Raw genomic sequence first — 22,839 nt, 5'->3', positions numbered from 1 at the left:
TGAATTCATTCAAAAAACTTTCAGAATCGTTGAACAGTTCAGAACCAGCAGCGTGTAATTCAGAAAGAGTGATATTCGCCATGATGTACTCCTAAAAGACTTGTGAAAACTTGTTTGTTGCAGTCAAAATCAAATTTGTGTCTAGCTGGCTCTGAGGAATTATTGGTAATTAAAAAGATGAGTTTTTACCTTTAATTCCTCAAGAGCCATCAATTTTAGTAGTTAGCCGAAGTCATTAGAATTTACTGAATGACTTAGCTAATACAGTTACATGGTCAATGGCATATACAAGTACAAATGCTTCAGCCAACTTAGTTAATGTCAAAGGATTGCTAGCAGCGTAACCAATATCTGCTGCGCCACCAGAGATGGAATCTACATCGCTGAATTCATTCAAAAAACTTTCAGAATCGTTGAACAGTTCAGAACCAGCAGCGTGTAATTCAGAAAGAGTGATATTCGCCATGATGTACTCCTAAAAGACTTGTGAAAACTTGTTTGTTGCAGTCAAGATCAAATTTGTGTCTAGCTGGCTCTGAGGAATTATTGGTAATCACAGAGATGAGTTTTTACCTTTAATCCCTCAAGAGCCATCAATTTCAGTAATTACCCGAAGGTATTACATTTTACTGAATGACTTAGCTAATACAGTTACATGGTCAATGGCATATATAGTCACAAATGCCTCAGCCAATTTCATAACTGTAGCGGGGTTACTAGCAGCAGCTACTGGGGCAGCACCAAAGCCAAATTGTCCACCAGAAATAGACTCGGTATCGCTGAATTCATTGAGAAAACTTTCAGAATCGTTGAACAATTCAGAACCAGCAGCGTGTAATTCAGAAAGTGTGATATTCGCCATGATGTACTCCTAAAAGACTTGTTTTAATGAACTGAAGATTGCTGAGATTTAGCTAGACCACAGAGATAATTGGTAATCACAAAAGCTCATGTTAATCACATAGATAGCTTTTTACCTTTAATCCCTGGAAAACCATCAAGCTCTGTAGTGACCCAGAACCATTAGATGGCACTTTGACTGAATGATTTAGCCAAGACAGTTACATGGTCAATGGCATATACAAGTACAAATGCTTCAGCCAATTTCGTAACTGTAGCAGGGTTACTAGCCGCGGAACCACCTATTCCGCCACCAGAGATAGAATCTACATCGCTGAATTCATGCAAGAAACTTTCAGAATCGTTGAACAGTTCAGAACCAGCAGCGTGTAGTTCAGAAAGTTTGATATTAGCCATGATTTACTCCTAATAGTCTTGTCGCAATTAAGCAAGTTCACAGAAAATTGATTGTGAAAGCTGGTTGGCTGTGAGGGATTATTGATAATTAATTAAGTCCATGTTAATCACATAGATTAATTATTAGCTTTAATCCCTAAGCCGGATAGCTTACTAGTTACCTGAAGCCATTAGTATCCTTGACTGAATGACTTGGCTAGCTCGGTAACATGACCAATTGCATAGACCGTAACAAATGCCTCGGCTAGTTTAGTCAATGTGGAAATATCACTGACTCCTTGGGAGCCGTAGCCCTGACTAGAGGTACTACCACCGGAAATAGAATCGACATCTTTCAATTCATTGAGAAAACTCTCAGAATCTAAGAATAAATCAGAACCGGTAGCGTTTAGTTCAGACAGTTTGATGTTTGCCATATTAGCTCCTCAAGCATTTGTCGCTGGTAAATGAAATCGATAAGCAATCAAGCTGTGTTTGCTTAACTGTTACTGCCATTTTTATTGATTCAAAATCAGAAAGTCAAGAAAAAAACACTGCTAAAAAAGACATATATTCAAGAGTTTCGTCTTTATAAAGTTATGAGTTTCATTTGATGAATCATGCTTTTGAGTTGATACTAATACTTATTTGAATAATTGCAAGATACCAAATGCATATTTCATCATCAATGGGATATATTACGATCATTCAAACCTGATTTTTTGAAGAAAGTGGAGTTCTAGGTTTTGACTAATTATTTACTGCTAAATATTAGATCCCCGACTTCTTCAAGAATTCGGGGATCTGAACCTCGTTGTGTTGGCAAATCAATTTTGGATTTGGCTTGAAAAACTATATGATTTTTTATAAATATCCATTAATAGGAAAAATTGTGCATATTGAAGTCAATTAAACTCAAAACGCACGATTATTTGAAATATAGAAGTTGATTAAATGGAATTTATTACTTCAGTGAATAGAGTTCTACTACCAAAAATCGCTGTACCCATTTGGCTTCTCAAGTCAAAAAGAAAATCATCTAGATTTTGATCTAAAGTATTTGCTAAAGATGCTTCATTTATATCACTGATGCCTGTGGTGACTGTGTTTCCTTCACGTCCCTCTACTGTCTTCATTTCTGCTTCTGTGATTTCATTCAGAAGCTGTTGCTCATTACTAGGGTACAAGTCATCAATTTCTAACCTTGCCATGAAATTAACTCCTTAGATACTTACAGTGAAACTCAGTCCGATGTGGAAAAAGATGATGCTTCAGAATTATATCTATTCTTTATATGTGGCAATTGATGGCAGAAAGTCAACATATTTTGATGATTTTATAGACACAACTCAAGTAATTGAGTCTGAAAAAGAGATGTTTTATAGTATTAGCAGTTTCTGATATTGAGTTTTTTGCCGAGGAATAGAGACGCGATACATCACGTCTCTAAGTAATTTTTAATTCTGCGCCTGTGGTTGCAAACTGGGAATTGTGACATCTATGGGCGTTACTGATGTCGCTAGCTGTGTCAATGGGGGTTTAATGGCGGTCTGATTCCCCACGACTAAAGTCACCAGTTTTTCTGGTTTGAGGTATTCTCGTGCTACCCGTTGCACGTCTGCTTCTGTTGTGGCGGCTACGGCTTTTTGATAGCGAAATAGGAAATCAGCCGGATAGCCGTAATATTCGTATCGCATCAACCGTGATAGGGTTTGAGCGGGATTTTGAAAGTTGAATACAAAAGAGTTGAGGGTGGATTCTTTGGCATAAGCTAGTTCCTGTGCTGTCACGGGTTGGGCTTGGATACGCTTGATTTCAGTCTGTAAGGCTTGGACAAACTGCACTGTAGCATCCGATCGCGTTTGTCCGCCGGCGATGAACATTCCTGGGTAGTCGAAGCGGGGACTCCAGTAGCCATAGACAGAGTAAGCTAAACCTTGGCGCGATCGCACTTCGTTTAATAAGCGTCCACCAAATCCATTTAATACTCCATTCAATACATCCAAGGCAGCATAATCAGGATTGTCAAATCTACCGCCGATATGCCCCATCAGCACACTACTCTGAGTTAGTTGTGGTTGATCGACATAAAATACACCGCCTGTATGAGCTGGCGTGACTTCTGATAACTGGGGTTGAGTCATTTGGGGGCGAGGTTCCCAATCGCCAAATTTAGCTTGAATGAGCGATCGCATTTTTTGAGGTTCAAAATCCCCGACAATTCCCAAAATCAGATTATTAGGATGAAAATATTCCTGGTAAAACTCGACTAAATCCTCACGAGAAATATTATTGAGCGTGGCATATTCAATTGTGCGGGCATAGGGGCTATCTTGGCCATAAATTAATTTCTGAAATTCCCGATTGGCAATATCATCTGGATCATCATTCCGGCGGGCGATACTACCCTGAGCCTGGGTTTTTGCTAAATCTAACTGTTTTTGGTCAAAGACTGGCTCTCTCAGGACTTCAGCAAACAAATCAAACACGGTTTCTAAATCTTCGGTGAGAGACTGGAAACTCGCATTCCCGGAAGCTTCACTAATACTGGTTTCCACACTAGCGGCGCGTTGTTCCAACATTTCATTGAGCTGATCCGCCGAATGCTTCTGAGTTCCGCCTGTCCGCATCACGGAACCAGTAAAACCAGCCAACCCGATTTTATCACTCGGTTCTAAGCGATCGCCTGTGCGGATCAAAGCCGTACCATTCACCAAGGGTAGATCGTGATCCTCCATCAAATACACAACCAAACCGTTTTTGAGAACAAACCGCTCATTTTTAGGTAACTTAATCTCAGGTAACGGTGCAAGTTCCAACTCAGTATAATGCTTGGCTGCCGCTGTCGCCGCCAAAGAAAAGTTAAAACTGACTAGTAAACAAGCAACAGCCAGAATCAAACTATAAAATAGTCCCTTACTCTTACCCAGCCTCAATTTAAAATTCAACATTCTTAATCCCATCTGCCTTTTACTCGACCTGTCCTGTGTGCGAGACGCTGGGCGAACAGCGCCTGTGCGATTGATTGTTTTATCCTGGTTTCGACAACAACTTGCCAATGGTGCGATTCTCTGATGTAAAAGTCGCCTTCGCCACCCGTTGAATATCAGCAGTGGTTACCGCCGAAATATTATCTAATTGCTGAAACAAATTTCGCCAAGAACCAGTTTTTACCTCTGCTTCCAATAACTGCTGTGCCATACCCATATTGGAATTCAGGCTACGTAACAAACTCGCCCGTGCTTGGGTTTTCACCCGTTGCAAGTCAGTCGCCGCCACAGGTTCAACTTTCAATTTTTCAATTTCTGTTCGCAAAGCGATCGCTACTTCATCCACAGTGTGACCGGGAGCCGTGAGCGCATAAAACAACATCAAATTTGCGTACTTATCCCCAGGGAAACCACTAAAACCCTGAGCATTTAATGCCAAACTCTGCTGTTCTACCAAAGATTTATACAACCGAGATGTGCGCCCATTACTTAATAAACCGCTAATAATTTCATACACTGCATCATCGGGATGGCTAACTGATGGGCGGTGATAGCCTTCTAAATACCAAGGTTGAGAAGGTAATTCTAAAGTAAATTCTCTTGTTTGTGTTTGTGGTGGTTCAGCCGAAATATTTGCTGTTGCTTTTGGTTTGGCTTGATAGCGGCCAAAATAAATTTTTGCCAGTCTTTTGACTTCCGCCGGATCAACATCTCCGACAACAGCAATGGTTAAATTACTCGGTACATAGTAAGCATCAAAAAAGTTTTGGACATTTTCCGGTGTGAGATTGCGGATATCTTCTTCATAACCAATGACTGGTCGTTTGTAGGGATGGACTGTGAAAGCCGTAGCGATAAAATTCTCGATCATCATGCCGATCGGGGAATTATCCACCCGCATTCGCCGTTCTTCTAAAATTACATCTTTTTCTTTGTAAAACTCGCGACGAACGACAGGCTCTAAAAATCGCTCTGACTCCAGCGACATCCACAGTTTCAACTTATTGGCAGGAAAGCTGTAAAAATATTTGGTAGCTTCAGCGGAAGTGCTAGCATTTAAACCCACACCCCCGGCTTGGTTGACAATTTGCCCCATTTCGTTTTGTGTAACTAGCGCGTCTGCTTGGGACTCTACTTGCTTAAATTCAGTTTGCAATTGAGCCAGATCATCTGCTTTACCATTGGCTTTTGCGGTTCTAATTTGGGCATCTAACTCTTCTAAACGGTCTAGTAAAAGTTTTTCGGCTTCGTAGTCTTTTGTGCCGATGCGTGTCGTACCTTTAAATGCCAAATGCTCTAGAAAGTGGGCTACACCAGTTTGACCATCTGGCTCATCCACACCACCCACATCAGCATAAGTCAGAAAAGAAACGACAGGCGCTTGATGCCGTTCTAAGACGATGAATTTCAACCCATTTTCTAGGCGAAACTCAGTTAATTGCTCAATTACCCGATCTAAATACGGTTGAATTGAAGTTTTTTCTGGTGGGGTTTGGCGAAATTGCCGGATTCTTTGCAGAGGATTTGCGGTTTGAGTTTGTGCCAGAGCCATGTCTGGAAGTAACCCCGACCAGCAAATTACGAGTACCATCAAAATGGTCGAGAGCCGACGCAATCTGATAGTTACTTGATTTGACCAATCCAATATTGAACGACTGGGCTGATTCATAAGCGACAACAAAAGCTCCATTACCTGAGAAATATGCTATGTAACAAACAGGGGGTTAACCTTGTATTAAGCTTTTTGTGGTTTTTGTACCTAAAGTTAGACAATAATGATACAAGTGACGTTCCGCAGATCACAGAATAATTTTTATGCGAGTTTTTAATTCACCTCCGCCTTCAGAAGCACAAACACGTACCCGCATTTTACAAGCGGCACAGAAGTTATTTGCCTCTAAGGGATTTGATGGCACTACCACCCGTGATTTAGCCCAAGCAGCAGGGGTTGCTGAAGGCACTTTGTTTCGTCATTTTTCCAATAAAAAGTCTATTTTAGTGGAAGTAGCTACTAGTGGCTGGGTGGATATTTTAACAGATTTGCTGACAGAATTGAGCGAAATGGGCAGTTATAAGGCGATCGCTCAAGTGATGCGCCGCCGGATGTGGAATTTACACAAAAATGTCGATTTGATGAAAGTTTGTTTCATGGAGGTGCAGTTTCATCCAGATTTGCGCGATCGCATTCAAGAAGAAGTCATTGGTAAAATGACCGATGTGGCTGAAGCTTTTTTTCAAAGTGCGATGGATAAGGGTATTTATCGCCAAACTGATGCCAAACTGGTGGCTAAGGTGTTTTTGGGAATGTTTGCGATCGCCGGATTTTCTAACAATACTCTCATGGCTCCAGATGCTTCACCCCAAGAAATGCAGCAAATGGCAGAAGGATTGGCTGATATCTTTCTCAATGGAGTTTTAGCTAAAGAATAATTGAACGCGGATGAACGCGGATGTAGCTTGCTTCCCGAAGGGTACGCGGATGAACGCGTTTTAGGTGATTTGTTTCGCTTGTTGACTCCATTGTTGGACTACATCAATGGTGGGACACAAATCTCGTCGCTGCATTGTTGATACTTGTAGGCGCATAATTTGTTGGTGCAGCCTGTGGGTGGGAGTTTGAGCTAGTTGGGCGACAGAACCAATACCGGAATGTAGCAATAACCCGGAATATTGCAGTCCTATACCAGGAATACGCGCTAAATCAGCTAAGGCAATCCATTTATTGACATATTGCAGATTAACTTTTAATTTATTTGCTAAATTTACCCTAGTTTCCGCAGTTTTTCCTTGTTTAATTAGCTGTTTTGTGGTTGTAATTCCACAATTTTGCAGTTTGGCTTGTTCTTCTGGACTTAATCCAGGTAATTGCTCAATTGGCCAATCGCAAGCGGTGATCGGACTTCTAGTATTTGGCTGTTTGGTGGACATTTGCAAGGTTTAGTATGGCGATCGCATGAAATTCATCCTAACGTTTTAAACGCAGAGGTACGCGGAGTTTTTTAACTCATTAATTCGCCTCGCATCACAGTTACTGCTTGTCCAGAGAGAAATACGCGATCGCCTCCTGGATAGCGCACCTTCACCACTCCACCGCGCCGGGAAGCCTGAAAAGCCAAAAACTCATCTTTATGCAGGCGATCGCGCCAGAAAGCCGCCAGACAACAATGAGCCGCCCCAGTCACAGGGTCTTCATCGATCCCTAATCCCGGCGCAAAAAACCGAGAAACAAAATCATATTCAGAACCAGCATCAGTTTGGCTAGTCACAATCACATCAGCTATAGGCAATTTTTTCAACTGCTGAAAATTAGGCTGCATTTGTCGTACCAAATCCTCAGACTCCACCTCGACTAAATACCCCAGAGAATTTTGCAGCACAGACTTACAAGGTACACCCAAAGCCTCGCTTAACTCCGGAGGCGCGACTGTTTCCTGAGATAAATTCACCGGAAAATCTAACTCAATCCACTCATCCAGACATTTAGCCATCAAAACACCGCTTTTCGTATAAAAACGGGCAACCTCATCAGGTAACAAATACCCAGCAGACCAAAGAACATGGGCGCTAGCCAAAGTTGCGTGACCACAAAGAGGAACTTCCACCATCGGCGTAAACCAACGCAGACTAAAACCATCATCCTGTCGCACCAAAAAAGCCGTTTCAGACAAATTCATCTCCTGCGCCACATTCTGCATCCAAGCATCATCCCGACACTCAGACAAAACACAAACAGCCGCCGGATTCCCCGCAAAACATCTCTTACTAAAAGCATCAACCTGAAAAATCACCAGTCCCATAACCCCAACCTCAAATTAAAATTAACTAATACCATTTCTGTGTAAAGTTGCACTAAATTTCTTTCTTTCTCAGGACTTACGCAAAAACTCTCTCAAACCCTTATTCCTCTGTGTTCTCTGCGTCTCTGTGGTTCGTTATTCCGTAATTTGTGCGTAAGTCCTATTTCTTTCTTTCTTTCTTTGTGTACTTTGCGTACTTTGCGGTTCGTTCCTCATATACTTCAGCGCATCCTCATACAGAATTGGTATAACAACTCAGCGTACCTTTGCGTTAACCTCCGCGCCCCTTTGCGTTTAATCATGCTCAAACAAACCTTACACCACCGCCGACAAAAACTAGCCAACCTGATCAACTTTCCCGCAATACTATGGTCAGGAAACACCAACCCCCGCAACTTCCCCGCCAACGTCTACCCCTTTCGCGCCAGTAGCCATTTCCTCTACTTCGCCGGCTTACCATTACCTAACGCCGCCATTCGCCTAGAAGCAGGCAAACTAGAACTATTCATAGATAATCCGCCACCCAGCAGCGCCCTATGGCATGGAGAAATGCCCACCCGTGACCAAATAGCCGAACAAATAGGCGCAGATACAGCTCGACCAATGGCAGAATTAGAATCATGTCTAGAAAATGCAGCCACAATTCCCGTACAGAATGCAGCTACTTGGACACAGCAAACACAGTTATTAAATAGATGGGTATTACCACAACAACCGCCCCAAGGAATTGACTTAGAATTAGCCAAAGCGATAATTTCCCTCCGCCTCACCCATGACGCAGACGCATTAATTGAATTGCGAAAAGCAGCTGCTGTAACTGTTGCAGCACACAAAGCCGGGATAGCCGCGACATCAACAGCCAAACGAGAAGCCGAAGTCCGGGCGGCGATGGAAGCGGTGATTATCGGTGAGAATATGACCACTTCTTACAACAGTATTGTCACCGTCCACGGCGAAGTTTTGCATAATGAACATTATCACCATCCACTGCAACCAGGTGATTTAATTCTGGCTGATGTGGGTGCAGAAACCGCAATGGGTTGGGCTGCTGATGTCACCCGGACTTGGCCTGTGTCTGGTAAGTTTTCATCTACCCAAAGAGATATTTATGATGTAGTGTTGGCGGCTCATGATGCTTGCATTGCCAAAATTAGCCCTGGTGTGGAGTATGGAGACATTCATTTATTAGCCGCTACAGTCATCGCTGAAGGTTTGGTTAATTTAGGCATTTTACAAGGAAATCCCCCAGATTTAGTTGAAATGGATGCCCATGCGTTGTTTTTCCCTCATGGAATTGGTCATCTATTGGGTTTAGATGTCCATGATATGGAAGATTTAGGCGATTTAGCTGGATATGAAGAAGGAAGAAATAGAAGCGATCGCTTTGGCTTGGGCTACCTGCGGTTAAATCGTCCTTTACGCCCAGGAATGTTAGTCACAATTGAACCAGGATTTTATCAAGTCCCAGCAATTTTAAATGATCATAACCTGCGCTCAAAATATGAAAATGTCGTGAATTGGCAGCGTTTAGCTGAATTTGCCGATGTGCGGGGAATACGGATAGAAGATGATGTTTTAGTTACAGAATCAGGCAGCGAAGTTTTGACAGATGCTTTACCAAATCAGGCGATCGCCATTGAAGATTTACAGCACCTTGCAAGTAAATAATCCAAACCATCAACACCCAAATCAAAAAACTCAAATAACTCCGCACCGAAAAAATTAGGATGACCGACCATCAATAACATTTAAAAAATCTTCAGCAGTGATAATCGGCCTAGAAAAATTATCTTTTAGGCTGAGTAAATCGCGATCGCCTGTCACCAGATAATCCGCCTCACCGACAACAGCCAGAAGTAAAAAAGGCACATCAAACGGGTCACGACATTCAGGAATTATAGGCAACACATTAGGTATCGCCACAGCCTCACAAAACAGTATGTAATCTGATAGTAAATCTTCTTGCTCAATTGGCGTGAGCTGAAACTTTGGATAAGCCAGCACTCGGATTAACTCAGTTGTTGTCGCTTTAGAAACCAGAGGAGTGAAGCGATTATCCTGCCATGCGAAACGAATCCTAGATATTCTGCCCCCAAAAATCAGCGCAGAGACTATGATATTTGTATCAATTACAACCCGTAAACCAACCCTCATGAATGACGCGCCCAAGCCACTGCATCAGCCACATCCTGCTCACTCACCCCCAAATCCGCCAGTTTCGCCCGCACCGCATCCGCCCGTTGAATTTTTACAGGAGTCAGAATAATTTGCCCATTCTCCACCTTTACCTCAAAATACTCAGCCTCCCCGATTTCACGGGTAATACTTTTAGGCAACGTTAGTTGATTCTTAGAAGTTAACTTGGCGAGCATGAAAAGCCTCCTAGCCTTTGCCAGACAATGTAAGGATTCCTTACTTTATTATATACGTCTTCCCTGACAAACAATGAGCGAACTGCACCTGCAAGATAAGTTTCTCATCCCATTTTTTCGCCAAGAATTAGACTCCCAAGAAGTCAAAGCCAACACCATACTCTACAAGAGGTTTCTATCCATGCTGAGGAGGTCTTTTTTTGTTGCTGTGTTAGCTTTAATCGATAGGTGTCAATCTGGAAGAAATTCGCAAAATCACTGTATGAGAGTGAGTTTAAATTTCACGCATGGAGAATAAAGCTGATGCTGATCCGCTCTGCCATCCTAGATGATGTCCCCGCAGTTTTAGTCATGTTAGCCAAAACTTGTGCTTTACATGAGACTTGGGATGCTGCTAAATATGGTTTGCGATCGCATCCAGAACAGTATTATGAAAAATGGTTAACCCGTCTACTGCATAAAGAGCGCAGCGTATTTTTGGTAGCTGAAGATGAAGACAAGCTGGTAGCATTTTTAGTAGCAACAGTAGAACCAGAAATATCAATTTACAGTTTACAAGAATTTGCCTTTATTCATGACCTCTGGGTGGAACCTGAATATCGAAGAAAAGGGATTGCACCACAGATAATCAAGCTGACTGTTGAACGCTTCCAACAAATGGGAGTTAAGCAAATTCGATTAGATACAGTAGCCGCTAATGACAGCGCAAGAGAGTTATTTAAATCCTGTGGTTTTCGGGTAAGCACTATAGAGATGCTCAGGGAAATATAAAACTGTGCTTTATCTCCCCTCTCCTTACTAAGGTTGGGGGTGAGGTGACAATATGTATTAAAAAGTGCGACTATGGCTGAGTTCTGTTAACCCTTGTTCACGAGTGATAATTGGTACATAGCCCAACTGATCACGGGCTTTGCGATCGCTAAAAGTAAAACCTCTCCCAATTAACCTCACCATACTTTGAGTTATCGGTGGGACATCACGCCGTTTTTGAATTTTCCAAATAAATTCCAGCAAACCTGCAACACTCCAAGCAAAGATATAAGGAATACTGCTATTTCGCGGATTTACCCCTTCTATTTGCAATAACGTTGTTACCCAATCACGAAACGTCACAACTCCATCATCTCCCAGGAAGTAAGCTTCACCTCCCGGACTGTGCTGGGCTGCTAAAATAGTTCCGTGACAAACGTTAGTTACATGAGTTGTCACATAAAGATAATTACCGTGATTAATCCACAGAAATTGATTTTGGCGCACTGCTTTGACAATATTGGGAATTGCATGATCACCTTGACCCCAAATCCATGAAGGACGAATTACTGATGTCGTAAATCCTGGTGCATTGGCTGCAATCACTCGCTGCTCTGCAAGACTTTTAGTAGCTATATAAGGTGAAAAGGATGGTGTTTGTAAAGGTAAAGTTTCATCAGCATCAAAAATTGGCTGTTTATTCATGACAACGGCTGAAGCACCTACCTGAACAAAGCGCGAAACACCCGCCGCTTTAGCCGCAGAGAGCGATCGCTCAGTACCAATCACATTCGCTTCATAAAATGCTGCATATCTCCCCCAGTCGCTGAGATACCCCGCAACGTGAAACACCACCTCACACCCCTGCATTCCCCGCATCATCGCTGACTCGTTGAGTAAATCACCTTCAACAACTTTTGCTCCTAATGCTGCTACTTGCTGGGCGGCTCGTGGCGATCGCGCCAGTGCTTTCACTTCATAGCCTCGCTCTTGCAGTAACCTAATCAGATGTCCACCCACAAACCCAGAACCACCAGTCACAAATGCTTGGGTCATAATTCTTGTAACAACTTACAAAAAATGAAATTAGTCATTGAATAACTAAATGAATCCTATCTCACATCAGTCATAATGACAATTTACAATATTTGAAATTTGTTATCGTATAGAAAATTTATTTTGTTAACTTGAACAACATCTAGTTTGCATATTTAAATTAAATTAAACTCTTGTGGGGTGGGCATCTTGCCCGCTCATGTGATCTGTCTATACGCATCCAGCAGCGAAGGAAGTTGTTAAAAGTTTAACCACTGTACCTATCTGCTCTTCTGTATTTTCATGTAGATATTCCTTGACCATTAGCGGGTGATGGAACTTGAGAGTTGCCGCAGTAACAGCCACAGTTGCTTGCTCAATATTTGTAATTTTGAATTCTCCGCGCTGCACTCCGCCCATCAAAATTTCTTGGAGAAGAGAATTTAATATATACGTATGCCGTTCTACTACTTGCCGATCTGCCTTCGCAACAGCAATGAGAGCCTCAAACAGTTCCAGATCATTTGAGAGTTTTTCACGTTTGATCCGATGTAGTTCCAGAACATAAGTATAGAGTTGTTCAGATGCCGAATTTTGCTGATTGGCGATCGCCTCTAAAGCCTGTTCAATTCCAGTCAGCCATCGGGAAATCACAGCATCAATAATCTCAGCTTTATTACCGAAAAAGCGATACACGTTAGCGTGAGACATTTTGCAACTGCGGGCAATTTCGCTGACAGTAGTTCGTGCATAGCCATAACGCCGCAAATGTGCTTCTGCGGTTGCCAAAATTAATTCACGAGTTTCTGGGGCTGGATGCTCGGCTTGCGCCATCGTTATTTGTCTAACTTAGTAGATATAACAATTAACATATTTTTGAGACTTGTCAGCCATAAAAGTCAGTATTAATCAACAAAAGACCGCTTACCACCTGAATAAAGGTCGGTATCTGCTTACTCAAATCGCCATGAAAACTACTAAGCTGGTAAATAGCACCGGAAAACTTTACCGAAATTTCTGAATCGCCCCAGAAACTTTTAACCTGAGCGGTTCAGGCTGACTTATTGGCGAACTACCTGTAATTACATTATGTTTGATGCTTTATCTGATCGTTTAGAAAGTGCCTGGAAGAAACTACGGGGACAGGACAAAATATCTCCATCCAATATTCAAGACGCTTTGCGGGAAGTGCGCCGCGCCTTATTGGAAGCCGATGTCAATCTCCAGGTAGTTAAAGATTTTATTAGCGAAGTCGAAACCAAAGCACAAGGAGCCGATGTGGTTGCTGGTGTGCGACCTGACCAACAGTTCATCAAAATTGTTCACGATGAATTGGTGCGGGTGATGGGGGCGGAAAATATTCCCTTGGCGGAAGCAGAGGAACAGCCCACAATCGTCTTAATGGCTGGGTTGCAAGGTACTGGTAAAACCACAGCCACAGCGAAATTAGCCTTACATTTACGGAAATTAGACCGTAGCTGTTTGTTAGTCGCGACAGACGTATATCGCCCAGCCGCTATTGACCAACTGGTAACGTTAGGTAAGCAAATCAACGTGCCAGTTTTTGACCTGGGAAGCGATGCCGACCCTGTAGAAATTGCCCGCCAAGGTGTAGAACGAGCCAAAGCAGAAGGTTTTAATACGGTAATTATCGACACAGCTGGTCGTCTGCAAATTGACGAAGACATGATGGGGGAATTAGCCCGGATTAAAGCTACTGTCCAACCTCATGAAACCTTGCTAGTCGTGGACTCGATGACTGGTCAAGAGGCAGCAAATCTGACTCGCACCTTTCACGAAAAAATCGGGATTACTGGGGCGATTCTGACCAAATTAGATGGTGATAGCCGTGGTGGTGCGGCGCTGTCAGTCAGACAGATTTCGGGAGCGCCAATTAAGTTTGTGGGTGTAGGCGAGAAAGTCGAGGCACTGCAACCTTTTTATCCCGACCGCATGGCATCCCGGATTCTGGGAATGGGTGATGTTCTGTCCCTGGTAGAAAAAGCTCAGGAAGAATTTGATCTGGCAGATGCTGAGAAAATGCAGGATAAAATCCTGTCAGCCAAGTTTGACTTTAATGATTTTGTCAAACAACTGCGGATGCTGAAAAATATGGGTTCACTGGGAGGCATCATGAAGATGATTCCCGGAATGAACAAGATTTCCGATGAGCAATTGAAGCAGGGAGAAACTCAGCTCAAGCGCTGCGAGTCCATGATTAACTCCATGACTCGCCTAGAACGCCAAGACCCCGATTTATTGGCCAGTTCTCCCAGTCGGCGGCGGCGAATTGCTAAGGGTTCTGGTTACAGAGAGCCGGATGTGAGTAAGCTAGTTGCTGATTTCCAAAAAATGCGAACTCTCATGCAGCAAATGGGTCAAGGTCAAATGCCGGCGGGAATGCCCGGAATGTTTGGCGGCGGCGGTATGGGTAATCCTTTTGGCGGGGATAGTAATCGTCCCTCTGCCCCTGGATGGCGGGGTTATAATAGCGGTGCTACCGCCAAAAAGAAAAAGACCAAAGAGAAAAAGAAGAAGGGCTTCGGCAATCTGTAGAGTTTGTTAACTGTTAACTGTTAATGATTCATAGCAGCTAATGCTAGCAAGTGCTAAAATTGTCATTTCAGTACCAACAAATCGGAGAATCAGTCCTCAACCATGATTAAATTGCGCTTGAAGCGATTTGGCAAAAAACGGGAACCAAGTTACCGCATTATCGCCATTAATAGCCTTGCTCGCCGAGATGGCCGTCCCCTGGAAGAACTGGGATTCTACAACCCCAGAACTGATGAAGTGCGACTAGATGTTCCCGGTATCGTCAAGCGACTACAACAAGGCGCTCAACCGACTGAGACCGTCCGTAGCATTTTAGTAAAAGCCAATGTTTTTGAACAGGTCAGTGCCACAACCGCATCTTAATACCGCCATCGTATCCCCAAAAGCTAGTCCCAATTATGTTGGGCTAGTTAAGTTTTTGATGCAGCCATTTTTAGAATCACCAGAGACTTTAAGTATCGATTGTGAAATTTCTCACACGCTTAAAAGAGTTTGGATTCGCATCGCCTTTGAAAGCAAAGATAAGGGGAAAGTGTTTGGTCGAGGGGGACGCAATATTCAGGCCATTAGAACGGTAATTGCCGCCGCCGCAGAAGTTGCCGGACAAACAGTATACCTGGATATGTACGGTAGCAATGCTTTGGGAAAAGAGGGAATATCTTCTGACGACGATCAGCAAGAGCGATCGCCTTCAGCAATGAGCAAAGCGCCATCGCCAGAACCCAAAACGCGAGACAGAACTGCAAATATACCCAGACCTGTTGTCAAACCTCGAACTAGCTAGTCAACCAAGAGAAAGTCTGAGCGGTGGATACTGATCTACGCCGAAGTGCTGTGGTTACTTCCGCTCAGATATTTCAGTCAAACAATTTTAGATTTTAGATTTTAGATTTTGGATTGACTCCAAAGATAAATCTGGGGGACTGTACCATTAAGGAACTATCGGTCAGTTGTGAAAACTTAAACATCGGATAAATTTTGTTGTCAAAAACTGCACTTGAAAAATTAAACAATAAATACTTATGGCAGATGCCTTGATCATTCAGCTGCCTAATATTCCCAGTGCGATCGCTCTCGCCGGTGATAGAGAAGAAAATCTCAAACTCTTATCCCGACAAACAGGAGCTACCTTGGTGTTGCGCGGTCAAGAACTACACATTGGTGGTACAGAAGCGCAAATAGACCTGGCGGCTCAATTAGTGCGATCGCTAGAAGCCATCTGGATGAAAGGCAACACTCTCTCCAGTGCCGACATTTTAACAGCCCGCCAAGCCCTGGATAGCGATCGCCAAGACGAACTTCAGGAATTACAGCGAGATGTCTTGGCGAAAACCCGTCGCGGGGAAGAAATTCGTGCCAAAACTTTTCGGCAAAAAGAATACATTAAGGATATCCGTAGGCGTGACCTCACATTCTGCATTGGGCCAGCGGGAACAGGTAAAACATATCTCGCCGTTGTCGTCGCTGTGCAAGCACTCCTGAATAACCAAGTAGAAAAGCTGATTTTAACCCGTCCAGCTGTAGAAGCTGGGGAAAAACTGGGCTTTCTACCCGGAGATTTACAGCAGAAAATTAATCCCTATCTCCGTCCACTTTACGATGCTATCTATGAATTTATTGACCCAGAAAAAGTCCCCAGTTTAATGGAGCGTGGTGTAATTGAAGTGGCTCCACTTGCCTATATGCGAGGACGCACCCTCAATCATGCTTTTGTGATTGTTGATGAAGCCCAAAATACTACACCCGCCCAGATGAAAATGGTCTTGACTCGTTTGGGTTTTCGTTCTCGGATGGTAATTACAGGAGACACCACACAAACAGATTTACCCCTGAGCCAAAAATCAGGACTAGCAGTAGCCTTACAAGTTCTCCAGAATGTTGAAGGCATTGGTTTTTGCGAATTTACGCAAAAAGATGTTGTGCGCCATGCTCTAGTTCAGCGCATTGTCGCCGCTTACGAAAGATATGAAAGATAATTAAATAGTCCTTTGTTGTTCTATTCGGGACTTGAAGAAACAAGGAAGCACAAATAAACACTGATAAATCGGTACTATATCAGTCTTATAAATAAACAAAGGAAAAATAATTATGAATAAAAATTTGAGAACCTTTTTAGAAGCTTGTGAAAACTTAGGAACTTTACGCATTATTGTTACCAGCAGCGCTGCTGTATTAGAAGCTCGCGGCAAAATAGAAAAGCTATTTTATGCCGAATTGCTCAAAGGTAAATATGCAAATATGCACACTGAAGGCTTTGAGTTTCACTTTAATATGGATAAAATTACTCAAGTAAAATTTGAAACAGGTGAAGCAAAACGAGGTAACTTTACCACCTATGCAATTCGGTTTTTAGACGAACAAGAAGAAGTGGCTTTAAGCTTATTTTTGCAATGGGGTAAACCGGGAGAATATGAACCCGGACAAGTAGAAGCTTGGCAAAGTTTACAGCAACAATATGGGTCAGTTTGGCAACCCGTACCCATTGAAACCCTATAAAGAAATTATAGGACTCCTATCTGATTTTTGCACAATCTCGGCATAACACAAAAAGGTTATTCCCCACTCCCTACTCCCCAGCTATAAAAGGCGATTAGCTGACACTTCTTATGTCTTGACTAATGACTACTTAATCAAACAAGTCAATATCTTGATTTATCGACGGTTAATTATTCTTACCTGAACTATAGGACTACTATTTGATATTTGAACAGACACGTAGGGTGTGTTAGCGGTAGCGTAACGCACCAAAACCTTAATAATGGTGCGTTACGGACTTCATCCTAACGCACCCTACAATACTTAATTGTTTCATAAATCAAACCGGATTCCTATATATTGATTTAATCCTAATTATGAAGTTGATTTGGAGTTTTTGCTTAATTATTTTCTGCTTACTGGAATGGAGTGGGACAGCAATAGCCGGAGAATTAGCAGAACGCCTAGCAAATTTTCCCCAGTGGGAACAACTCACTTCAGTGCAACGGGCTGAGGGCGACTTGGTTTATCCTGACTGGTTTGCTGGTTCATGGGAGGTTACAAGTACATTAGTAGATTTAGTTGCGCCTTTAGCACCGGATATCGTCACCCCTGGATTTGAATCGAATCGCCAACAACTGAATCAGCCTGTGAGTTTTTTAGTGCGTTTTATTCAAAAAAAGCCCCCGATTACTGGCTTAAAACTCATCCCCAAAATAGATAAATCATCAATTTTAGTAGCAGATAGAGTTTTTAATAGCTTGAATTTAGCCAGAGCTTATTTAGGTGATGAAGCTGTATTATCAATCAAACTAGATCCAGATTCACCTAATCGGCAAATTACCCTTTTGCGTGGCGAACGTCAATTAGTTTCTATCATCACTGGACGCGCTACTGAAACTACTTCAAATAACACATTTATCACTTCAGAGGTATTTCAACAACTATTTAAAGGTGCTTCCCGTCCCTATTTAAATGCAGTAGAATCTACTACCGCATACCATAAACTTTCTACATCTAATCCGGCAATTGAGGCAGATCAAGTAACTGCTGTTTATCTTTCACCTCAAGATCCAGATTACTTTGACGCAGCTTCTCGTCCAGTAGCCCTTTATCGTTATCGCTTGGAGTTTTCACCTAGTCCTAAAGACTGATTTAGTTGGCAGGACTTGACTAGTTTGTAGTATAAATGTAACATAAATATTCCAAGTTAAGTTTACGCTCTTGGATAGTGTGCATCATGGCCAAATTTCGAGATATTATCCATTACTTTCATTCAGACTGGAAACTGAGTGTTTTAACTATTGCCGCATCCAGCGTTTACGAAATTATTGATTTGGTTGTTCCTTATGCGATTGGGCAGATTTTAAATGTTTTGTCTAATCAACCTTTGGATAGACCATTACAAAGTGCGATCGCCAATATTGCCGAATTTATCAATTACCCAGTTAATCAAACACTATCTTTGGCTGTATTACTGGGGTTAATTTTTTTAGTCACCGTAGTCAAAGCGCCCACACAGCCTTGGCTTACCGTTTGGTTCCACTGGGATATACCCTTAAGGGCGCGTCGCCATCAGACTGAAACAGCCATAGCCAAAATTCTGACTCTCCCATTGGAGTTTTATGATGAAAATAACCCCGGACGCATATCTGGGCGAGTAGCTAGAGGGCTGGCTAACCATACTTGGACATATCCTGAAATTGCTGGACAGTTAATTCCTAAACTGTTTCGTGTGCTGGGAATTTTTGGATTTATCTTATTGATTGAATGGCGAATTGCGGTTTTATATTTAATTTCCTTTGTATTTATCCTCACCTTTAGTTTAAAGGCTTTGCGACGACTAATTGGGCATGAAAGTCGCCTCGATAAATATATGGAAGGTACGGAAAGCCGCACGTCCGAATTGATTACTAATATCAAAACAGTCAAAGCATTTGCCACAGAATCCCAGGAATTAAAGCGACAAAAGCAACGTTTGGATCGTGAATTAACGGTTGTCGATCATCGTATCCATAAAGGTTATGTCAGGCTGCTGACTTTGCAAAAGGCTGTAATTCAGTTTTGCGTGTTCGTAATTTTAGGTTTAACCTTAGCCGCAACAGTAGATGGGAGAATTACGCTCGGTCACTTTGTCATGACTTTAACTCTTTCTAGCATGGCTTATGCTGAATTGGAACCTATTAGCACACTGGCAGAACTTTTCGCGCGTCGCTATTCTTCGATGTTACGCTTTCACGAGTTTTTGCAAGCACCAATGGCATCTGATTCAGTTGGTCTTTTAGAAGAGAGAAACCAAGGCGGAACACCTTATAAATTCACGGGAAAAATTGAGCTCTCGCACATTACTTTTGGATATGATCACAGCCGTCAAGTTTTGCAAGATATCAACTTGTTGATTGAACCATATCAAACAGTGGCGTTAGTTGGGCGTTCTGGTTCTGGTAAGTCTACTTTAGTGAAACTGCTGCTGCGGTATTTTGAACCTCAAGAAGGTGAAATTTCCATTGATGGTCAAGATATTCGCACCTTGGATGTAGGTAAGTATAGGCGCAGGCTAGCGATCGTTCACCAAGAAGTGGACGTTTTCAACGGTACTATCTTGGATAATCTCACCTACGGCAGACCAAATGCGACTCTGGCAGAGGTCAAGGAAGCCTGTAGAATTGCCAGAGTTGATGAAGTGATGGAACACCTTCCCCAGGGTTATTACACCGTTGTGGGGGAACGTGGTGTCAGGTTATCTGGAGGACAAAGACAGCGCTTAGGAATTGCTAGGGCGTTGCTAGTGGAACCAGATGTGCTGATTTTTGACGAAGCCACCTCTAGCTTAGATTACGAGTCTGAGCGTTCGATTCAATTAGCCATGCGTTCCATTCAGGGGACTTGCACCACAATTGTGATTGCCCACCGTCTGAGTACAGTCCGGGAAGCCGATAAAATAGTGGTTCTAGATCAAGGGAAGATTGCCGAAGTAGGTAGCCATGATGAATTGTTGCGTCACGAGGGTATTTACCGCCGCTTGCACTCCCTGCAAGAAACCGGAGAATTGCTCAGTTAGTGGTCAAAGAAGACGAAAAGGGTTTAAGCAGAATGAATAAGTGCAAACTAGTTTCAAACCTCCCGCCTCCCCTGCTTTTTTCCGTCAGGTGGTGAAATAAATCGGTTCTAAAATCTTTTTGAGAAAACCCTTGCAATTTCTAAAACTTGGTGATACTGTTAGTAATCGTGAGACGAATGGGTCGGTGTCCGAGTGGTTAATGGAGACGGACTGTAAATCCGTTGGCTAGCGCCTACGCTGGTTCAAATCCAGCCCGGCCCACCACTTTTAAAGTAATGAGCTATAATTGCTAAGTGATTGGTAAATTCACAGCTTTATAGCTCATCACTCAAAAACTCAAGTTTCTTTTTCGCCCGTGTGGCTCAGTGGTAGAGCACACCCTTGGTAAGGGTGAGGTCACGAGTTCAATCCTCGTCACGGGCTTATTTATTTGAAACCTTGCAAATAACAATTTACAGGTGATGCCATCAAAGGTAAATAATGATGTTGCATCTGGTTAACTTTGCAAATATAAAATTTTTCTACCTTTGAGTGATTTTTAAAGGATTAGCAAATTTTTGCTTTACTAGAATTTATTTGCAATAACTTTTACATAAATAATTGCTGAAACGTTTATGAAGTAATAATATTAGTCTTTGCGATGCGAACAAATGGCGCATAATTTCTTGAGAATGGGCGAAAATATTCTTGGGTAGTGCTGCACAACAGCTTTAATTATGAAACTCTAACCATCAAAGACTTTTAAGCCTGTTTCCTGCTAGAGAATTTTGCATTTTTTCATTATCCTAAGTTAGTACTATAGCTGCTAATGCTCTCACCTTTATTGAGATGCGTTCCCCCCTAGCTACATTGCGGGACATACTGTTGCAAAGTATCGTTAATTAATGTTTGGTAATCTTGCCACAAGAATTAACTTATTTAAATATTGATCAAGAAGATTTAAGTATTTCTTGAAGCATATTCTATCAATGCTTTAATATTGATACAGCAAATTTTATCTAAATGAGGTACACCCGTAGCGGGCAAGATACGCGCACCACAAGAGTTTTATTATTTATGTCTGTACTCTGTATAAGCGCAATCTGCTGTATCAATTTTCAAATGTAATCAATTAATAGTTTACTCTACATACAATTAATCATAATCAGGAGTATTTTTTATGATGTCACTTGTTTTAGGCACTGTTGCTCTAATTAGTGCTTCTTTAGGCTCACTTGCTGGTGCTATATCAATTAGCAATATATATGAAATAAAATATAGCACTAAAATCATGCTAAATATTTATGAACAAGCGTTAATAAATTTTCAAAATGATTTGATTTTTACTCAAAATGAAGCCAAAAAATATAGCATTCTTCAAGAGGAAATAGTTCCTAAAATTAACAATTTTATGGAAATAATTGCACAGGATGAAAATCAAGAGCAAAAATCTTTAGAGGAAATACAAGAATTATCACCAATAGATAAAAATGATAATTTGGAAATCTTAAAAAACCATCATAGCATTGGTGATATTGCTGATATTGCACAAAAAATAGTGAATAATATCTTGTCTGAAGATTTAGAGATTCAAGAAAATGTCAATAGATTAAGTAAATGGTTGCCGATAATTGGTAGTTCTAATATTATTATTGCTTCTCTCATGGTGATGGGCAATATTATACTTAGTCCTGTCATACTAATTAGTGGTTTAATTATTTATTATCAAGTTAATAAAGCTTTAACAAAATTTAAAGCATGGGAATCAGAAATGGGGACTGCAATTGCGAAAATTAATTTAGAGAAAGGTTTAATGCAAGAAAGAAGAAAAGAAATTTCTGAATTAATTCGACAACTAAATGATTTCAAAAAATTCCTCAATAACTTTGAATCTAAATATAAAGCTGCTAAAGTTGCTGGACAAGTAGTAAGTGGTGTAGATATTGCATTTCGTATAATGAACATTTTTAATAAGGAAATTAATAATTTTAAACCAATCATACGTATAGTAAAATTATTAATTTCAAAAACTTTAAATCCAGACAATATAGCAAATAATTTGCGCGAAAATATTACAAAACAATATAATAATATTTTTGTTTTGCAATTAGACAAAATTGCTGAAATTAAGTTTGAGCGACAATTATTATATAAATCTTCTTTGGAATTGGGTTTAAAATTTGATATTTTATTGACTGTATCTTCAACAATTCGTCAATTACGACAAGTGTTAGAAAATAAAAATATGTTGTTTCTAAAGTTACTGAGAAAATCTCAGTAATATGATTATGAGAGTATGGTTGAAAATTTATGATGAATTGATCCAACATTTTTACCCTTCCTGAACCCTATCGTGGTAAAGGGGAGGGAACTAGATTTTCTTGTGATCATCAAACAAATTCCGGGGAATTTTGTAATTTCCGAATCAAAAACTATATTTAAAGATTTCAAACGGGTGCGGCAGGGATCGAACCTGCGACCAACGGATTAGAAATCCGTGGCTCTATCCACTGAGCTACGCACCCAAGTTAATATTCTGGCTCTCAACGGAGTCATCTAATCGATTATATCGTTATCTTGTACGAATA

General features: G+C 41.5%; 24 protein-coding genes and 3 tRNA genes. 13 read left to right on the top strand and 14 right to left on the bottom strand.

Features of this window, described 5'->3' with window-relative positions; genetic code table 11:
* Positions 1-235: 235 nt before the first annotated feature.
* The 7 genes from AACX33_RS21770 to AACX33_RS21740 form a co-directional block, all read right to left on the bottom strand.
* Entirely contained in the window at positions 236-466 is a 231-nt protein-coding gene (locus AACX33_RS21770; protein ID WP_193997258.1) for a hypothetical protein, read from the bottom strand.
* Positions 467-619: 153 nt separating this feature from the next.
* Entirely contained in the window at positions 620-862 is a 243-nt protein-coding gene (locus AACX33_RS21765; protein ID WP_193997259.1) for a hypothetical protein, read from the bottom strand.
* A 161-nt stretch (positions 863-1,023) separates the two neighbouring features.
* A complete protein-coding gene (locus tag AACX33_RS21760; RefSeq protein ID WP_193997260.1) occupies positions 1,024-1,257 on the bottom strand; it encodes a hypothetical protein in 234 nt (77 codons plus the stop codon).
* 170 nt (positions 1,258-1,427) lie between these two features.
* Entirely contained in the window at positions 1,428-1,673 is a 246-nt protein-coding gene (locus tag AACX33_RS21755) for a hypothetical protein (protein WP_193997261.1), read from the bottom strand.
* Positions 1,674-2,186: 513 nt separating this feature from the next.
* Positions 2,187-2,447, bottom strand: coding sequence for a hypothetical protein (locus AACX33_RS21750; RefSeq protein WP_193997262.1), 261 nt, complete (start codon positions 2,445-2,447; stop codon positions 2,187-2,189).
* Positions 2,448-2,693: 246 nt separating this feature from the next.
* Entirely contained in the window at positions 2,694-4,187 is a 1,494-nt protein-coding gene (locus AACX33_RS21745) for a M16 family metallopeptidase (RefSeq protein ID WP_193997263.1), read from the bottom strand.
* Positions 4,188-4,266: 79 nt separating this feature from the next.
* Positions 4,267-5,895 (bottom strand): M16 family metallopeptidase, encoded by a 1,629-nt coding sequence (locus tag AACX33_RS21740; RefSeq protein WP_193997264.1) that lies wholly within the window; start codon positions 5,893-5,895, stop codon positions 4,267-4,269.
* Positions 5,896-6,041: 146 nt separating this feature from the next.
* On the opposite strand from AACX33_RS21740, the gene AACX33_RS21735 reads away from it, so the two are divergent.
* A complete protein-coding gene (locus tag AACX33_RS21735; protein ID WP_063872637.1) occupies positions 6,042-6,656 on the top strand; it encodes a TetR/AcrR family transcriptional regulator in 615 nt (204 codons plus the stop codon).
* Positions 6,657-6,716: 60 nt separating this feature from the next.
* Here AACX33_RS21735 and AACX33_RS21730 read toward each other — a convergent pair whose 3' ends face one another.
* Together AACX33_RS21730 and AACX33_RS21725 are read right to left on the bottom strand one after the other, a co-directional pair.
* The gene (locus AACX33_RS21730) at positions 6,717-7,154 is read right to left on the bottom strand and encodes a DUF4332 domain-containing protein (protein ID WP_193997265.1); all 438 of its coding nucleotides are present in this window, start codon (positions 7,152-7,154) and stop codon (positions 6,717-6,719) included.
* Between the two features lie 71 nt (positions 7,155-7,225).
* Complete coding sequence (locus AACX33_RS21725; protein ID WP_193997266.1) at positions 7,226-8,023, bottom strand: PhzF family phenazine biosynthesis protein; 798 nt, start codon at positions 8,021-8,023, stop codon at positions 7,226-7,228.
* Between the two features lie 300 nt (positions 8,024-8,323).
* Between AACX33_RS21725 and AACX33_RS21720 the strand changes: the two genes are divergently transcribed.
* Positions 8,324-9,691, top strand: a complete 1,368-nt coding sequence (locus AACX33_RS21720) for an aminopeptidase P family protein (protein WP_193997267.1) — start codon at positions 8,324-8,326, stop codon at positions 9,689-9,691.
* 54 nt (positions 9,692-9,745) lie between these two features.
* On the opposite strand, the gene AACX33_RS21715 is transcribed toward AACX33_RS21720, so the two are convergent.
* Both AACX33_RS21715 and AACX33_RS21710 read right to left on the bottom strand, forming a co-directional pair.
* The gene (locus tag AACX33_RS21715) at positions 9,746-10,177 is read right to left on the bottom strand and encodes a putative toxin-antitoxin system toxin component, PIN family (RefSeq protein ID WP_193997268.1); all 432 of its coding nucleotides are present in this window, start codon (positions 10,175-10,177) and stop codon (positions 9,746-9,748) included.
* The gene (locus AACX33_RS21710) at positions 10,174-10,395 is read right to left on the bottom strand and encodes an AbrB/MazE/SpoVT family DNA-binding domain-containing protein (RefSeq protein ID WP_193997269.1); all 222 of its coding nucleotides are present in this window, start codon (positions 10,393-10,395) and stop codon (positions 10,174-10,176) included. Before AACX33_RS21710 ends, AACX33_RS21715 begins: the two co-directional genes overlap by 4 nt.
* 303 nt (positions 10,396-10,698) lie before the next feature.
* Between AACX33_RS21710 and AACX33_RS21705 the strand changes: the two genes are divergently transcribed.
* Positions 10,699-11,166, top strand: a complete 468-nt coding sequence (locus tag AACX33_RS21705; RefSeq protein ID WP_193997270.1) for a GNAT family N-acetyltransferase — start codon at positions 10,699-10,701, stop codon at positions 11,164-11,166.
* A gap of 57 nt (positions 11,167-11,223) precedes the next feature.
* Here the strand turns inward: AACX33_RS21705 and AACX33_RS21700 are convergent, their stop codons facing one another.
* Both AACX33_RS21700 and AACX33_RS21695 read right to left on the bottom strand, forming a co-directional pair.
* The gene (locus tag AACX33_RS21700; protein WP_193997271.1) at positions 11,224-12,201 is read right to left on the bottom strand and encodes an NAD-dependent epimerase/dehydratase family protein; all 978 of its coding nucleotides are present in this window, start codon (positions 12,199-12,201) and stop codon (positions 11,224-11,226) included.
* A gap of 210 nt (positions 12,202-12,411) precedes the next feature.
* Positions 12,412-13,014: a TetR/AcrR family transcriptional regulator gene (locus AACX33_RS21695; RefSeq protein WP_193997272.1), complete on the bottom strand. Its 603-nt coding sequence runs from the start codon at positions 13,012-13,014 to the stop codon at positions 12,412-12,414.
* 255 nt (positions 13,015-13,269) lie between these two features.
* On the opposite strand from AACX33_RS21695, the gene ffh reads away from it, so the two are divergent.
* The 10 genes from ffh to AACX33_RS21645 all read left to right on the top strand — a co-directional run bounded on the left by ffh (position 13,270) and on the right by AACX33_RS21645 (position 22,532).
* Positions 13,270-14,736, top strand: a complete 1,467-nt coding sequence (gene ffh, locus AACX33_RS21690; RefSeq protein WP_193997273.1) for a signal recognition particle protein — start codon at positions 13,270-13,272, stop codon at positions 14,734-14,736.
* Positions 14,737-14,838: 102 nt separating this feature from the next.
* Positions 14,839-15,099: a 30S ribosomal protein S16 gene (gene rpsP, locus AACX33_RS21685; protein WP_063872779.1), complete on the top strand. Its 261-nt coding sequence runs from the start codon at positions 14,839-14,841 to the stop codon at positions 15,097-15,099.
* On the top strand, positions 15,062-15,520 hold the full coding sequence (locus tag AACX33_RS21680; protein ID WP_193997274.1) for a KH domain-containing protein: 459 nt from the start codon (positions 15,062-15,064) through the stop codon (positions 15,518-15,520). The genes rpsP and AACX33_RS21680 overlap by 38 nt, the downstream gene beginning before the upstream one ends.
* 238 nt (positions 15,521-15,758) lie before the next feature.
* Complete coding sequence (locus AACX33_RS21675; RefSeq protein WP_193997275.1) at positions 15,759-16,712, top strand: PhoH family protein; 954 nt, start codon at positions 15,759-15,761, stop codon at positions 16,710-16,712.
* 112 nt (positions 16,713-16,824) lie between these two features.
* Entirely contained in the window at positions 16,825-17,232 is a 408-nt protein-coding gene (locus tag AACX33_RS21670; protein ID WP_193997276.1) for a ChuX/HutX family heme-like substrate-binding protein, read from the top strand.
* A gap of 356 nt (positions 17,233-17,588) precedes the next feature.
* Positions 17,589-18,365 (top strand): DUF6816 family protein, encoded by a 777-nt coding sequence (locus AACX33_RS21665; RefSeq protein WP_228048604.1) that lies wholly within the window; start codon positions 17,589-17,591, stop codon positions 18,363-18,365.
* 86 nt (positions 18,366-18,451) lie between these two features.
* Positions 18,452-20,272, top strand: coding sequence for an ABC transporter ATP-binding protein (locus AACX33_RS21660; protein ID WP_193997277.1), 1,821 nt, complete (start codon positions 18,452-18,454; stop codon positions 20,270-20,272).
* Between the two features lie 178 nt (positions 20,273-20,450).
* Positions 20,451-20,536: transfer RNA gene (locus AACX33_RS21655), tRNA-Tyr, on the top strand.
* 87 nt (positions 20,537-20,623) lie between these two features.
* Positions 20,624-20,695, top strand: a tRNA-Thr gene (locus tag AACX33_RS21650).
* Between the two features lie 736 nt (positions 20,696-21,431).
* A complete protein-coding gene (locus AACX33_RS21645; protein WP_193997278.1) occupies positions 21,432-22,532 on the top strand; it encodes a hypothetical protein in 1,101 nt (366 codons plus the stop codon).
* 171 nt (positions 22,533-22,703) lie between these two features.
* Here AACX33_RS21645 and AACX33_RS21640 read toward each other — a convergent pair.
* A tRNA-Arg gene (locus tag AACX33_RS21640) sits at positions 22,704-22,776 on the bottom strand.
* Positions 22,777-22,839: the final 63 nt, after the last annotated feature.

The sequence above is a fragment of the Nodularia sp. LEGE 04288 genome (assembly GCF_963896525.1).
Taxonomy (GTDB): domain Bacteria; phylum Cyanobacteriota; class Cyanobacteriia; order Cyanobacteriales; family Nostocaceae; genus Nodularia.
This window is presented reverse-complemented; position numbering and strand designations above follow the sequence as displayed.